The organism is Sphingomonas sp. CFBP 13728 (assembly GCF_014841895.1).
GTDB lineage: Bacteria > Pseudomonadota > Alphaproteobacteria > Sphingomonadales > Sphingomonadaceae > Sphingomonas.
Genome location: NZ_JACYUS010000003.1, coordinates 243321 through 257821 on the forward strand (window position 1 = coordinate 243321; position 14501 = coordinate 257821).

General features: G+C 64.6%; 9 protein-coding genes. 6 read left to right on the forward strand and 3 right to left on the reverse strand.

Features of this window, described 5'->3' with window-relative positions; translation table 11 throughout:
• Positions 1 to 181 precede the first annotated feature (181 nt).
• Positions 182 to 3172 carry a TonB-dependent receptor domain-containing protein gene (locus tag IFT67_RS14030; protein ID WP_192238851.1) on the reverse strand — a complete coding sequence of 997 codons (2991 nt, stop codon included), beginning with the start codon at positions 3170 to 3172 and terminating at the stop codon, positions 182 to 184.
• A gap of 291 nt (positions 3173 to 3463) precedes the next feature.
• On the opposite strand from IFT67_RS14030, the gene IFT67_RS14035 reads away from it, so the two are divergent.
• Positions 3464 to 4075: a hypothetical protein gene (locus IFT67_RS14035; RefSeq protein WP_192238852.1), complete on the forward strand. Its 612-nt coding sequence runs from the start codon at positions 3464 to 3466 to the stop codon at positions 4073 to 4075.
• Positions 4076 to 4293: 218 nt separating this feature from the next.
• Here IFT67_RS14035 and IFT67_RS14040 read toward each other — a convergent pair whose 3' ends face one another.
• The gene (locus IFT67_RS14040) at positions 4294 to 6345 is read right to left on the reverse strand and encodes a M13 family metallopeptidase (protein WP_192238853.1); all 2052 of its coding nucleotides are present in this window, start codon (positions 6343 to 6345) and stop codon (positions 4294 to 4296) included.
• Between the two features lie 391 nt (positions 6346 to 6736).
• Here IFT67_RS14040 and IFT67_RS14045 point away from each other — a divergent pair, with 391 nt between their 5' ends.
• Positions 6737 to 9259, forward strand: a complete 2523-nt coding sequence (locus tag IFT67_RS14045; protein ID WP_244647399.1) for a TonB-dependent receptor domain-containing protein — start codon at positions 6737 to 6739, stop codon at positions 9257 to 9259.
• Between the two features lie 71 nt (positions 9260 to 9330).
• Positions 9331 to 9744, forward strand: coding sequence for an HIRAN domain-containing protein (locus IFT67_RS14050; RefSeq protein ID WP_192238854.1), 414 nt, complete (start codon positions 9331 to 9333; stop codon positions 9742 to 9744).
• A 6-nt stretch (positions 9745 to 9750) separates the two neighbouring features.
• On the opposite strand, the gene IFT67_RS14055 is transcribed toward IFT67_RS14050, so the two are convergent.
• Positions 9751 to 10509, reverse strand: a complete 759-nt coding sequence (locus tag IFT67_RS14055; protein ID WP_192238855.1) for a competence/damage-inducible protein A — start codon at positions 10507 to 10509, stop codon at positions 9751 to 9753.
• Between the two features lie 51 nt (positions 10510 to 10560).
• On the opposite strand from IFT67_RS14055, the gene map reads away from it, so the two are divergent.
• The 3 genes from map to purL all read left to right on the forward strand — a co-directional run bounded on the left by map (position 10561) and on the right by purL (position 14477).
• A complete protein-coding gene (map, locus tag IFT67_RS14060; RefSeq protein ID WP_192238856.1) occupies positions 10561 to 11388 on the forward strand; it encodes a type I methionyl aminopeptidase in 828 nt (275 codons plus the stop codon).
• Positions 11381 to 12076, forward strand: a complete 696-nt coding sequence (locus IFT67_RS14065; RefSeq protein WP_192238857.1) for a GNAT family N-acetyltransferase — start codon at positions 11381 to 11383, stop codon at positions 12074 to 12076. Before map ends, IFT67_RS14065 begins: the two co-directional genes overlap by 8 nt.
• A gap of 172 nt (positions 12077 to 12248) precedes the next feature.
• Entirely contained in the window at positions 12249 to 14477 is a 2229-nt protein-coding gene (gene purL / locus IFT67_RS14070; RefSeq protein ID WP_120299102.1) for a phosphoribosylformylglycinamidine synthase subunit PurL, read from the forward strand.
• Positions 14478 to 14501 lie beyond the last annotated feature (24 nt).

Genomic DNA, 14501 nt, shown 5'->3' on the forward strand with positions numbered 1-14501 from the left:
CTTATCTTCACGACACGGGATCTTCTCAACACGGGATATCGCGGATGCAGTGCCTTTCGTCGAGCGCGGCAAAGTGATTTGCGGCGTTCGTTTTGCTCGGAAGTAGCCTGGACGACGACCCAACGAAAAAGGGGGCGGCCGCGAAGCCACCCCCTTTCCGATAGTTTGGATCAAGCCGCGATTAGAAGCGGAGCTTGCCCGACACGGTGAACAGACGACCGATCGCGTCGTAGGTTGCCGGGTAGGTGTTGCCACCGTTGTACGCGGTCGAACCAGCCGACGAACCAACCAGCGGCGCGTCCTTGCCAGTCAGGTTGCGGACGCCCGTCGTCATCGTGAAGTTGTCGTTCACTTCGAACTGAACCGACAGATCGAGGTAGTTGTAAGCCTTGATCTTGTTGAAGTTGTACGACTGGCCTGCGAGCGGCGAAGGTCCGGTGACCGTGCCGTTGAACAGGTTGCGCGACGTAGCCGAGAAGCCACGTGCGGCGAAATCGTCCGCCTGGCCCTCATACTGTACCGCACCCAGATGGCGCCAGAGCAGCGACACCGTGCCAGGCCCGAACGACAGGCTGGTACGCTGGTTCCACTGATATTCCGGCTGGATCGATGCGCAGTTGGTGCTGAAATAGCCTACGCAATCGCGGTTGTAGCCGGTCGGCGACGCCTGGAACTTGCGATGCGCGGTCCAGGTCCCCTGGAAGCCGATGTTCAGACCGAAATCACCGAACTCATGCGCGTAGTTCGCAGTCAGATCAATGCCGTCGGTCGACAGGCGCCCACGGTTGGTGAGCGGCTGAGGCAGGCCGGGGATCGTTGCGCTGGATCCGCTCAGACGACCGTTTCCACCACGACGGATCGAGGTACATGCTGCCGACGCAGCCTGTGCCGCGGTGATCGCCGTCGGGTTCGTCCCGAAGCACTCGCCGAGGATGTCGCTCGGCACAGCCGAAGTGATCGCGTTCTTCACCTTGATGTTGAAGTAGTCGACCCCGATGCTCAGGCCCGGAACGAGACCACGCGGCTGGATGAGGACACCGAACGTGTAGGTGTCGGCCTTCTCCGGCAGAATGTTCGGGTTGCCACCACCGGTGACGTTGACCTGGCCCGACGACGGCTCTTGGATCAGGCCGATCGAACCAGCCCCGGCACCCTGGCCGATGCAGGCTGCGGTCAGGTTGGCATTGCCGAGCGGACGCGCACCGACGCAGGGGTCGAGACCAGGTGCCAGATTGTCCAGGCCGGTCGAGACGGGCGAGAACAGCTCCTCGATGTTCGGCGCACGTACCGCACGCTGGTAGTTGCCGCGGAACTTCACTTCCTTGACGGGCTCGAAGCTACCACCGAACTTGTAGGTGGTGGCGTTGAAGCTCGGGTTGTTCGCAGCCTGGACCTTGTAGTCCGAGTAGCGGACGCCGGCTTCGAGCGTCAGCGAATGGAAGAACGGACGATCGGCGACCAGCGGCGCGATGATTTCGCCGAACAGTTCGCGAACGTCGTAGCTTCCCGAGAACGGCAGGACTGCACCACCGGCACCACCCAGCTCGCCTGGCGAAAGGGCATAGGCGTCGGGGATACGATCGTAGCTGTACTTGCGATACTCTGCACCACCAGCGAACGCGATCGGTTCGTTGGCGAACGGCGAGGTCGTGCCGAAGTCACCGTTCAGAACGGCCTTTGCCTGCGACAACGCGGTCTTGATCTGGATCGTGCTGCGCGCGTTCAGGAACGCGGCCTGACCAGACGAAATCGAACCGGCTGCACCGAACAGGTTCAACGGTACGCAGCCATTGGTGATGACGTTGCAGGTCGTCGTATTGGTCGCGTTCAGCGCCTGCTGGACGCGCGACGTGAGAACATAGCCCGACTGGGTCTGGTTCAGTTCGCTTTCGCCATATGCGCCCGAAACGTCGAGCTTGACGTGATCGGAGAAACGGAGACGCAGGCCAGCCTTATAATCGAAGATGGTCGTCGTGTAGTCCGAAACGCGCGGTCCGAGCTCGACCGAACGGCGATACACTGCAGGCAGCAGGATCGCAGGGTTGGTGTTGCATGCCGCACCCAACGCGATGCCGTTATTGGTGCAAAGCTGATCGCGGATGCCCGCAGGCAGATACGGATTGTTGCCGGGGATGGTCAGCTCTTCACCGAAGATGCCCGACGGTGCGATGATCGTGCTGACCGTGTTCTTCGAGAACAGGCCACGCGTGTAGACTTCGAGATTGTCGTTAATCTCGTAGTTCGCCTGCGCGAAGATGTTGTAACGCTTAAACGGCGTCTGGAAGATGTTGTACGGGTTGAAGTTGAACCCCTGGTACTGCGGGACCAGTGCGGTGCCGCCCGGATTGACCTGGAGATCGGCGGTCGGGAACGAGATCGTGGTCGGCACCGAGGTGAACGACGAGCCTGCCGCGACACCGGTTGCCGAGTTGATGCCGAATACCGAGACGTCGCGTGCGCCCTGATACAGGGGATCGGCTTCCTGGTAGCCGACGCTCAGTACGGCGTTACCGCGACCGTCGTCGAAGTTGGCGCCGATCGTGAGATCCGCACGGAGGTAGTTCGTATCACCCTGCTCGCTGATCTGCTGGCTGGCCGAAGCCTCCATACCCGCGAAGTTCTTCTTGGTGATGAAGTTCGCGACACCCGAGACGGCGTCGGCACCATAGGTGGTCGATGCACCGCCGGTCAGGACGTCGACGCGCTGGAGCAGCGCGACCGGGATGTTGTTCAGATCGACGGTGCCGCTGGCGGCTGCCGGGACGAGACGATCGCCGTCGAGAAGGACGAGGTTACGCTGCGTACCGAGGTTGCGCAGGTTGATCGATGCGAAGCCGCCATTGCCGTTGTTGGTGGCCGACCCGATGCCGGCGACCGCACCCGGAAGCTCGCGGATGACCTGCTCGACATTGTTGATGTTGCGCAGCGTCAGCTCGTTCTCGGAGACCACGTTGACCGGGCTCGACGAAACGAGGTTGGGATTGCTGATGAGCGTGCCGGTGACGACGATGTCCTGGCCTTCTTCAGCAGGCGCAGGCGTGTTGGCGTTGTTCGAAACCTGCTGGGTTTCCTGCGTCGCCGGAGTGACCTGCGCGAGTGCTGGCGTGGCGGCCAGCGCGGCACCGGCGAACAGCGTCGTGTTCAGCAAATGAGAACGAAAGCGTAGCGTCATGATAAAACCCCTTAGTGCTGCCCCTGATCGGCAGCCGCATGTAGCCCGGACGTACGTGCGCCCGGTTCTGCCCCGTGTGTAAGCTGGGAACCATTTGGTCCGCAACGGGCGTTTACTGCGCTGCAACGCTTTACGACACATTGTTGCGAATAGGACACAGCACGACGCCGTGCTGCTGCGTCGCTCTTGCGCGCCAGCAAGATCCGGTCGAAGCAGCCGATGTTGATCGCGCCCGTCGCGATGCCGATCGGTTGCGCAGCGGGTCGATCGAACCCCGATAGGAATTGACAAATGACCGACCGACCGATCCGGATGCCGACCTTGCTCGCATCGGCGTTCATGCTGCCATTGGCCGCGATGGGGCTGACCGGATCGGCGCACGCCGCCCCCCGCGGCGCGGAATCGGTCAAGGCTGGCGGATCGGCGTCGACGATGCTGATCGATCAATTGACCGATTGCCGTGCGCAGACCGTCGACGCGGACCGTCTCGCCTGTTTCGATCGTACCGTCGCTGCGGTTGTAGATGCGCGGCGCAAGAAGGATATCGTGATCCTCGATCGCACCGAGGTCCGCAAGGCCAAGACCTCGCTGTTCGGATTTTCGCTGCCATCGATCAAGCTGTTCGGCGGCGGCAAGGACGACGAGCAGTTGAAGCAGCTGGTCGGAACGATGCGCAGTTCGACCGTGTTGCAGGGAGGCCTTATCAGGTTCGAACTCGGCGATGTCTCGACGGGCGAAGGCACCGCGAAGGACGCCGGCAATACGAGCCTCTGGGAAACCGTAGAGCAGGTGATGCTGCCGCCACGCCGCGGCGACACGGTGACGATCAAGGCCGGCGCGCTGGGCAGCTATGTCGCGACCGCACCGGGACGGCGCTCCGCTCGCGTTCGCCGCATTCGCTGATACGGCGAACGTCGCCGTCCGCCTCGCCGACGGCTCAACGGTGGGCATATCGAGATTTCGCGAACAGGACCCGATTGCGATCGGGCCGCTCCACCACCGAATGGAGGAACAGCCCAAACGCTACATGACTCCCCGTCCGTTCGTCCGGAACCGCTTCAAAAAAGCAGCTCCGGACGAACCATCGGGTTTCGATCAGGCGGCGCCAACCCCGCCGCGCGTCACCAGATATGCACGCGCTGCGCTGGCGCCAGATACAGCGCCGCGCCGGGCTTCACGTTGAACGCGGTGTACCAGGCGTCGACGTTCCGGACGATGCCGTTAACGCGGTAGAATGGCGGCGAGTGCGGGTCGGTCAGCAACCGTGCCCGCGCTGCGCCCTCGCGCAACTTCGCCTGCCACGCCTGTGCATAGGACAGGAAGAAACGCTGGTCGCCGGTCAGCCTGTCGATCACCGGTGCCTTGCCGTGCACCGCCTGATATTTCTGGTACGCGGCATAGGCCGTCTCCACGCCGCCGAGATCGCCGATATTCTCGCCGAGCGTCAGCGCACCCTTCACGTGCACGCCGGGAATCGGCTCATACGCGTCATATTGCTTCGAAAGCGCCGCCGTACGCTGCGTGAACGCGGCCCGAGCCTCCGGCGTCCACCAGTTCTCGAACTTGCCGGACGCACTGAACTGACTGCCCTGATCGTCGAAGCCGTGGCCCATCTCGTGACCGATGATCGCGCCGATCGCGCCGTAATTCACCGCGGCATCGGCCTTCGGATCGAAATACGGCGGTTGCAGGATCGCCGCCGGGAAGGTGATCTGGTTGTTGAGCGGATCATAATAGGCGTTCACCGTCTGCGGCGTCATGCCCCAGAGCGTACGGTCGACCGGCTTGCCAAGCCGCGACAGTTCGAGCTGATGCTGGAACTCGCCCGAACGGATCGCATTGCCGAGCGGATCGCCGCGCACGACCTTCAGCGATGCATAGTCGATATACTTGACCGGATGACCGATCCGCGGATCGAATGCAGCGAGTTTCGCCAGCGCCTGCGTCTTGGTCGCCGGATCCATCCAGCCGTTCGCGCCGATCCGCTCCTTGTACGCGGCGCGCAGATTGGCGATCAGCTCGCCCATCTTCGCTTCGCTCTCAGGCGGATAATGGCGCTTCACATAGACCTCGCCGACGGCCTCGCCCATCGTGCCGTTGACCATCGCGATGCCGCGCTTCCACCGAGCACGCTGCTGCGGCTGGTCGGCGAGCGTCTTGCCGAAGAACTCGAAGCTCGCCTGGTCGAATGCCTTGGGCAGCACGTTCGCGCTGGACGACGCGAGGCGGAACTTCATCCAGTCCTGCCACGTCGATACGGGCGTGCCGGCGAACAGCTTGCCGAGTTCGGTCAGCGCGGTCGAATTGGTCATGTAGACGATCGGGAAATCGCCATAGCCCGCGGTCGACATCAGCAGCGGCCAGTCGAAGTCCGGCGCGAGCGCCTTGCGACCAGCGGCATCCATCGGCTTGAGCATCGCCTTCAGGTCGCGCGACTGGACCGGCGACCATTGAACCTTAGCCATCGCGGTTTCGAGCGCGACGATCCGGTCCGCCCTCGCCGACGCATCCGGTATGCCCGACAACGTCAGAATCTTCTCGACATACGCGCGGTACGCGGTGCGGAAAGTGTCGTACTTCGGACCCTGTTCCAGATAATAGTCGCGCCCGCCCATGCCGAGCGAGCCCTGCCCCGCGGCAACCGCATACCGCTTCGGATCTGCGGGATCGGGCAGCTGGCCGACCTCGACCGGCGCGGCATAGCCGACCGTCGAGAACAGCACCTGAAGCTTCTGCTTGTCGGTCGCCGCGTCGATCTTTGCGAAATAAGGCTTCAGCGGTGCGGCACCGGCGCGCTCGATCGCCGCCTCGTCCATGAAGCTCGCATAGAGATCGCCGAACTGCTTGGCGCCGGGGCCGACCGCCGCCGGATCACGCGCCGCATCGTCGAGGATCGTGCGGACCTGCTGCTCGGCCTGGTCGGCCAGGATGACGCTGCCGCCGGCCGATGTGCGATCCGCCGCGATCTCGGTCCGCTTGTTCCAGCTTCCGTTGGCGTAGGTCCAGAAATCGTCGCCCGGCTTCACCGACGTGTCGGCGGCGGTGAGATCAATCCCGAAACTGCCGTAGCGCGTGCCGGCCGGCGCGGGCGGGGCAGCCTGTGCGAACGCCGGCACCGATAGCGTCAGCGTGGCAACGCTCAGCAACAACCGCGAGATGGATGTGATCGCCATTAAAACTCCTTGAGGACCGAAAGAGAGAAAGCGGGTTTGCCAAAAACAGGGCAGATCGATGCACGGTTCGCGCGTCGATGAGACGAGCAAGCGTTGCGATCGGCCAGTTGGAACAGGTCGGATACGAAATATCCAGAGCAAACTGCAAAGGCTCCCGAACGAGCGATGACAGCCCTCTGGCCGGGAACGATACATCTCCCTTATTTTCATGAGCATATGTAAGCGTTTGTGCCTGTTGCCAGACTCGTACGAGCAAACCGACGTTGCCAAAAACCGCATCACGGCGTCAAAATGCAACCGATTGCAGAAAATGTGTTGCAATCGGTTGCAGTGGAAATATGGAGGCCTTGCAGATCGCGTGGCACGCGACGATTCCAAAGGGAGAGGCATAATGCGGATCACGAATTTGCTCACGGGTACGGCACTGATGCTGGTTGCTCAGGCGGGCGCGGCACAGTCTGCCCCGGCCGTTCAGGCGGGGACCACGGACCAGGCGACCAGCCAGACTGCAGCGCAACCCAGCGACCAGTCGGCTACCACGGACAATAACGCCGACATCGTCGTCACCGGCGTCGCGCGCGGCACGAACCGGCTGGACACGTCGGTATCGGTCAGCTCGATCAGCGGCGACCTCACGACCAAGCTCGCACCGCGCAGCACCGCCGAAATCCTGCGCAACCTCCCCGGCATCCGGGTCGAGGCGTCGGGCGGCGAAGGCAATGCGAACATCTCGGTGCGCGGCCTGCCGGTCGCGTCGGGCGGTTCGAAGTTCCTCCAGCTTCAGGAAGACGGCCTGCCGATCCTCGAATTCGGCGATATCGTCTTTGGCAACGCCGACATCTTCCTGCGGACCGACCTGTCGCTTTCGCGGATCGAATCGGTGCGCGGCGGTTCGGCGTCGACCTTCTCGTCCAATTCGCCGGGCGGCATCATCAACTTCATCTCGAAGACCGGCGAGGAGGATGGCGGCGCCTTCCAGATCTCGAGCGGGATCGACTACCGCGAATTCCGCACCGATTTCGCCTATGGTGGCCATATCGATCCGTCGACCCGCTATGAGCTCAGCGGGTTCTACCGGCTCGGCGACGGCCCGCGCAACGTCGGCTACGACGCGATGCGCGGCGGGCAGATCAAGGCGAACATCACCAAGGAATTCAACGGCGGCTATGTCCGTTTGTACGGCAAGTATCTCGACGACCGCGGTATCGCATACCTGCCCAACCCGGTCCGCGTTACGGGCACGAACAGCGATCCGACCTATACCAACCTGCCGAACTTCTCGATCAACGAGGATACGCTCCACAGCCGCTATATCCAGAACGTCCTGACGCTCGATGCCGACAACCAGCCTACCCGTCGCGACCTTTCCCAGGGCATGCACCCGGTCGTGAAGTCGGTCGGGTTCGAGGGCCAGGTTGAGATCGCCGACGGCTGGAACCTGACCGATCGGTTCCGGTATTCGGATATCTCGGGCGACTTCACGTCGCCCTTCCCCGCCAGCGTCGGCGATGCACAAACGACCGCCAATGGGCTGGCCGGCGCCGGTGCGCAGCTGTTCTACGGCAGCGGCCCGCTGGCGGGACAGCGGATCACGACGCCGTCGACGCTGGGCGGCAACGGCCTGCTCGCCAGCGTTGTGCTGTTCGACGTCGACCTGAAAAGCCTGAACAACATCACCAACGATCTGCGCCTCAACGGCGATTTCGCGCTCGGCGGCGGCAAGGTCAGCGTCACCGGCGGCTTCTATGCCTCGCGACAGGACGTGAAGACCGACTGGCTGTGGAACTCGTTCTTCCAGTCGGTGCAGGGCAATGGCGATTCGGTGCTCGTCGACGTCCGCACCGCCGCCGGCGTTCCGGTCACGCAGAACGGCTCGCCCGGCTATTCGGCGACGTTCTTCGGCAATTGCTGCCGCCGGTCGTACGACATGCAGTACGACACCTACGCCCCGTTCGCGCAGCTCGGCTACGAGATCGGCAAGTTCAACGTCGACGGCAGCGTCCGCTATGACTTCGGCCGGGCGCATGGCAGCATCTCGGGTGCGGAAGTGACGGGGGTCAGCGGGCTCGAAACGCTCGATCTGGACGGCAACGGCGTCATCAGCGCACCCGAACGCTCGGTCGCCTTCATCCCGGCGAACACGACCGCACGGATCAAGTACGACTATGGCTATCTGTCCTACTCGTTCGGCGCCAATTATCGCCTGTCGCAGACGATGGCGCTGTTCGCACGGTACAGCCGCGGCGGTCGCGCCAACGCCGATCGCCTGCTGTTCGGTCCGCTCGTCAACACCACCACCGGCGATCTGGTCGACGGCGCCAAGCCATACGATTTCGTCCGTCAGGCCGAGGGCGGCGTGAAGATCAACGTCGGTGCCGCCGCGTTCTACGCCACCGTCTTCCACGCCAAGACTCAGGAAACCAACTACCTCCTGTCGCAGCAGCAGTTCACCAGCCGCGACTACAAGGCGACCGGCGTCGAGCTGGAGGGCCGCGTGCGGCGCGGGATCTTCTCGCTGGCGGCGGGTGGCACCTATACCGATGCCAAGATCACGCGCGACGCGACCGATGCGACGATCGACGGCAACCGTCCCCAGCGGCAGGCGAAGTTCGTCTATCAGGCGACGCCGCAGATCGATCTGGGCCGCTTCACGATCGGTGCCAACGTGATCGGCACCACGTCGAGCTACACGCAGCCGGTCAACCAGCTGAAGATGCCCGGCTATACACAGGTCAACGGCTTCCTGTCGGTGCGCCCGACCGACGGCGTGACGCTCAACGTGAACGCCAACAATCTGTTCAACGTAAAGGGCATCACCGAGGCGGAAGACGCAGCGATCCCCGCGAACGGCATCGTCCGCGCGCGTTCGATCAACGGTCGCACGATCTCGGCGTCGGCGCGCTTCGACTTCTGAACCGACCACCACCAGGCCGGCCCGCGCGTTTCGAGACTTTCGATCCGCGTGGTGCCGGCCTAGTGTACGGCATGGACGAATTGACGCTCAGCGTGGTCGGCATCGACTTTCCGAACGCAGACAAGAGCAAGAGCAACCGACGGATGCAGCTGTTGCTCTGTCAGCCCGGCGAACCGGTCGACCTGCGGCGCGAACCCAAGAACCCGCACGACGCCAACGCCGTAGCCGTCTTCAGCCTGCGCGGCGTGCAGATGGGATATCTGTCGGCCGAACGCGCGCCGCTGATCGGGCGGCGCATGCAGCAGGAGGAGCATGTCGCAGTCTTCCAGGCGCTGACCGGCAGCATGGGCTATGTCCGTATCCGCTTCGGCGGCGGCGCGCCTACCCTGCCGGAACCGGGCGAGTCCCCGCCGCCCTCACGCTCCGCGCCATACGATCCCGACGTCTTTTATCCCGATCCCGACGGACCCGAATGGGGCGCCTGAGCCGCGTCAGATACCCTGTGCGGTAACGACCCGACCGGTCGCTTCGAGATCGCGCGTCAGGTCCGCGAGGCAACGATCGACCAACGCCTCGTCCGAACTCCGCACCACGAAGTTCGCGCCCGTCCTGCCATCGCGGAAGAACGGATAGCTCCCGATCGCGACGCCTTCGTGCGTCTTTTCGGCGTCGCGCAGGATATCCGCGACCTCGCTCTCCGCGACCCAGCACCCGATCGTCTTCGAGACCACCGGACGCCCACCCTCCAGCGTGCCGGTCAGCGCATCGAGCATGCCTGCGGTAATGTGCGGCACGCCCGCCATGATGAAGATGTTGCCGATCCGGATCCCGGGCGCGCCCGACACCTTGTTGTCGATCAGGTCCGCGCCGACCGGCACCCGCGCCATCCTCGCACGCGCTTCCGTAAGCCCGCCGCGCGTCGCGTAATAGGCCTCCAGCACCGCCATCGCGCGCGGATGATGCTCGACCGCGACGCCCAACGCCTCGGCGATCGCGTCCACCGTGATATCGTCGTGAGTCGGCCCGATCCCGCCGGTCGTGAACAGGTAATCGTTGCGTGTCCGCAAGATGTTGACCGCCTCGACGATCGCCTCGGTCTTGTCGGCGACCACGCGCACTTCGGCCAAGCGGATGCCCTGCACATTGAGCCACGCCGCGATCTGCGCGACGTTCTTGTCCTGCGTGCGGCCCGACAGGATCTCGTCGCCGATGATCGTCAGCGCGGCCGTCCAGATGCGTTCCTCTACCATGCCCCTCGCATAGCCTCGCAAAACCGCGCCCGCCACGCTATATCGCGCGTCATGACCGAATATGTAACCGTCACCTCGGACCAGCCCGACGCGCGCACCGGCGCGATCAAGCTGCACGGCCCCGCCGCATTCGCCGGTATGATGAAAGCGGGGCAGCTCGCCGCCGAGACGCTCGACATGATCGTCCCGCACATGGTGCCGGGCGTGACCACCGCCGAGATAGACCGGCTGATCTACGACTTCATCGTCGCCGGCGGCGGCGTCCCCGCGACGCTCGGCTATCGCGGCTACACGCACAGCGTCTGCATCTCGATCAACCACGTCGTCTGCCACGGCATCCCGAGCGAGAAGACGCTCAAATCGGGCGACATCGTCAACGTCGACGTCACGCCGTTGCTCGATGGCTGGCACGGCGACACGAGCCGGATGTACCTGATCGGCGACGTACCCATCAAGGCGCGCCGGCTCGTCGAAGTCACCTACGAATGCCTGATGATCGGCATCGAGCAGGCGAAACCCGGCAACCGCATGGGCGACGTCGCCAACGCGATCCAGCGGCATGCGGAAAAGCACCGCTACGGCGTGGTCCGCGATTTTTGCGGCCACGGCGTCGGCCGCCTGTTCCACGACGCCCCCGAAGTCGTCCATGTCGGCAAGCCCGGCACCGGCCCGGAACTCCGCCCCGGCATGATCTTCACGATCGAGCCGATGATCAACATCGGTCGCCCCGACGTGAAGCTGCTCGACGACGGCTGGACCGCGGTCACGCGCGATCGCTCGCTGTCCGCGCAGTTCGAGCATTCGATCGGGATCACCGAGACGGGGTGTGAGATCTTCACGCTCAGCCCCAAGGGCTATACGCAGCCGCCTTATGTCTGATGCGAACGGGGCGGATCGATTGCTCGACCGCCCCATATGGTCGGCGCTGACGACGCGCCAAAGCGCTGTGAGCCTCGGCGGTCCGGACGCGAAACGCATGTCCGCCGATATCGGCATATTCGCAGCGTCGGTGGATGCGTCGCTCGACAGTCTCGTAGCTCTTGCCGCGCTGGTGCCCGCTGGCGGCGAGATCGCGTTGATGGAGGCGGAGGAAAGCCCCCTGCCCCCTGGCCTGACCGTCCATAAAAGCGCGCTCGGTTGGCAGATGATCGCGCCCACCATAACTCCCGGCGAACCTGCCTTCGAAATCACCACGCTGACCGACGCCGACGCGCCCGCCATGCTCGCGCTTGCGACGCTGACCGAGCCCGGTCCGTTCTTTCCGCGCACGAATACGCTCGGCCGCTTCGTCGGGGTAAAGCGAGACGGTCGCCTTGTCGCAATGGCCGGCCGACGCCTGTCAATGTCCGGCCATTGCGAGGTCAGCGGCGTGTGCACGCATCCCGATCACCGTGGCAACGGCTATGCCGCCGGGCTGATGCGCGTGGTCGCGCGGTCGATCCTGGCGGAAGGCGACACCCCAATTCTCCACGCCTACGCCAGCAATCGTGGTGCCACCGCTCTGTACGAGACGCTCGGCTTTGCCCTGCGCCGCGAAATGCACATCACGATCCTGGGCCGCGCTTGATCCTCCCCGGCACGGGGAGTGGGACCAGCGCAGCTAATGGAGGGGGGCTTCCACTAAGGGTACGAGCGCGGCGATCCCCCTCCACCCCGCATCTGCGATGCGCGGTCCCCCTCCCCGTCCCGGGGAGGATCGACGCTGGCAAGTCCGGCGTCACCCCGCTAAAGCCCGCCCCATGACCGAGATCACACCGCAGATCGTCGCCGACCACGGCCTGTCCCCCGAAGAATATGAGCGCGTCCTGCGCGCCATCGGCCGTGAGCCGAACATGGTCGAGCTCGGCATCTTCTCGGTCATGTGGTCCGAGCATTGCAGCTACAAATCCAGCAAGATCCACCTGATGAAGCTGCCCACCAAGGGTCCGCGCGTCATCTGCGGCCCGGGCGAGAATGCCGGCGTCGTCGATATCGGTGACAACCAGGCGGCGATCTTCAAGATGGAGAGCCACAACCACCCGTCCTATATCGAGCCGTACCAGGGTGCTGCGACCGGCGTCGGCGGCATCCTGCGCGACGTGTTCACGATGGGCGCGCGGCCGATCGCCAACCTCAACGCGCTCCGCTTCGGCCGCCCCGATCATCCCAAGATGCGCCACCTGATCTCGGGTGTGGTCCACGGCATCGGCGGCTACGGCAACTGCGTCGGCGTCCCGACCGTCGGCGGCGAAGTGAACTTCCACTCGGCGTATGACGGCAACATCCTGGTCAATGCGATGACCGTCGGGATCGCCGACCAGGACAAGATCTTCTATTCCGCAGCCTCGGGCATCGGCAATCCGATCGTCTACGTCGGCAGCAAGACCGGCCGCGACGGCATCCACGGCGCGACGATGGCCTCGGCCGATTTCGGCGAGGATTCGGACGCCAAGCGCCCGACCGTGCAGGTCGGCGACCCGTTCACCGAGAAGCTGCTGATCGAGGCGTGCCTCGAACTCATGGCGACCGACGTCATCGTCGCGATCCAGGACATGGGCGCGGCCGGCCTCACGTCTTCGGCCGTGGAAATGGCCTCGAAGGGCGGCGTCGGCATCGAGTTGACGATGGACGACGTGCCACAGCGCGAGACCGGCATGACGCCGTACGAGATGATGCTCTCGGAATCGCAGGAGCGCATGCTGATGGTCCTGAAGCCCGGCCGCGAAGCCGAGGCCGAGGCGATCTTCAAGAAGTGGGAACTCGATTTCGCGGTGATCGGCCGCGTTACCGACACCGGCCGCATGGTGCTGAATTTCAAGGGCGAGACCGTCTGCGACATTCCGCTCGGGCCGCTCGCCGACGAAGCGCCGCTGTACGATCGCCCGCACGTCCCGACGCCGAAGCCCGCACCGCTCGCCAACGCGCCGCACAGCAGCGACATCGCCGCCGACCTGCTCACACTGATGGGCTCGCCGGACGTTGCCTCGCGCCGCTGGATCTGGGAGCAGTACGACCACATGGTCGGCGCCGACACGGTGCAGCGCCCCGGTGGCGACGCCGCGGTCGTCCGCGTCCACGGCACGCAGAAGGCGCTGGCGATGACCACCGACTGCACGCCGCGTTACTGTTTCGCCGACCCGGTCGAGGGCGGCAAGCAGGCGGTCGCCGAAGCCTGGCGCAACCTGACCGCGGTCGGCGCGCTGCCGCTCGCCGTCACCAACTGCCTCAACTTCGCCAACCCGCAACGCCCCGAGATCATGGGCCAGATCGTCGGCTGCCTCGAAGGCATGAGCGACGCCTGCATCGCGCTCGACTTCCCGATCGTCTCGGGCAACGTCTCGCTCTACAATGAATCCAAGGCGACCGGCGGCGGGTCGGCGATCCTCCCGACGCCGGCGATCGGCGCGATCGGCCTGCTGGCGGACTGGCAGAAGAATGCGACGATCGCGTTCAAGGGCTCGGGCGACATCATCCTCGCGGTCGGCACGCGCGGCGGCCATCTAGGCCAGTCGCTGTGGCTGCGCGAATGCCATGGCCGCGAACAGCTCGACGCCGGCCCGCCCCCGCCGGTCGATCTCGCCGCCGAGCGCCGTGTCGGCGACCTGATCCGCGAAGCGATCGCGCTGGGCCAGCTGACCGCGGTCCACGACGTCTCCGACGGCGGGATCGCGGTGACGCTCGCCGAGATGGCGCTCGCCGGCGGCATCGGCGCGATGATCGACCGGAAGCAGCCCTTCGACTGCGCGCGCTCGTTCTTTGCGGAGGACCAGGGCGTCTACATCGTCACCGTCGACGACCATTCGCTGCTCGACTTCCTCGGTGCAGCGCATGCGGCGGACGTCGAGGCCGAACCCTTGGGTCGCACCGGCGGCAAGCGCCTGATCTTCGAACGCCCCGACCGTGACGACGTCATCGCGTTGGATACGTTGCGGACTGCGCACGAGGGGTTCTTCCCGAAGCTGATGGGGGTCGACGCGGCGCTGGCCTGATGAATTCGGGAGCGGTGGCCTGCC

Coding starts and splice junctions, on each gene's coding strand:
- IFT67_RS14040 (WP_192238853.1), bottom strand. CDS start 6,345: ATGGCGATCACATCCATCTCGCGGTTGTTGCTGAGCGTTGCCACGCTG.
- IFT67_RS14035 (WP_192238852.1), top strand. CDS start 3,464: ATGACCGACCGACCGATCCGGATGCCGACCTTGCTCGCATCGGCGTTC.
- IFT67_RS14050 (WP_192238854.1), top strand. CDS start 9,331: ATGGACGAATTGACGCTCAGCGTGGTCGGCATCGACTTTCCGAACGCA.
- purL (WP_120299102.1), top strand. CDS start 12,249: ATGACCGAGATCACACCGCAGATCGTCGCCGACCACGGCCTGTCCCCC.
- IFT67_RS14065 (WP_192238857.1), top strand. CDS start 11,381: ATGTCTGATGCGAACGGGGCGGATCGATTGCTCGACCGCCCCATATGG.
- IFT67_RS14030 (WP_192238851.1), bottom strand. CDS start 3,172: ATGACGCTACGCTTTCGTTCTCATTTGCTGAACACGACGCTGTTCGCC.
- IFT67_RS14055 (WP_192238855.1), bottom strand. CDS start 10,509: ATGGTAGAGGAACGCATCTGGACGGCCGCGCTGACGATCATCGGCGAC.
- map (WP_192238856.1), top strand. CDS start 10,561: ATGACCGAATATGTAACCGTCACCTCGGACCAGCCCGACGCGCGCACC.
- IFT67_RS14045 (WP_244647399.1), top strand. CDS start 6,737: ATGCGGATCACGAATTTGCTCACGGGTACGGCACTGATGCTGGTTGCT.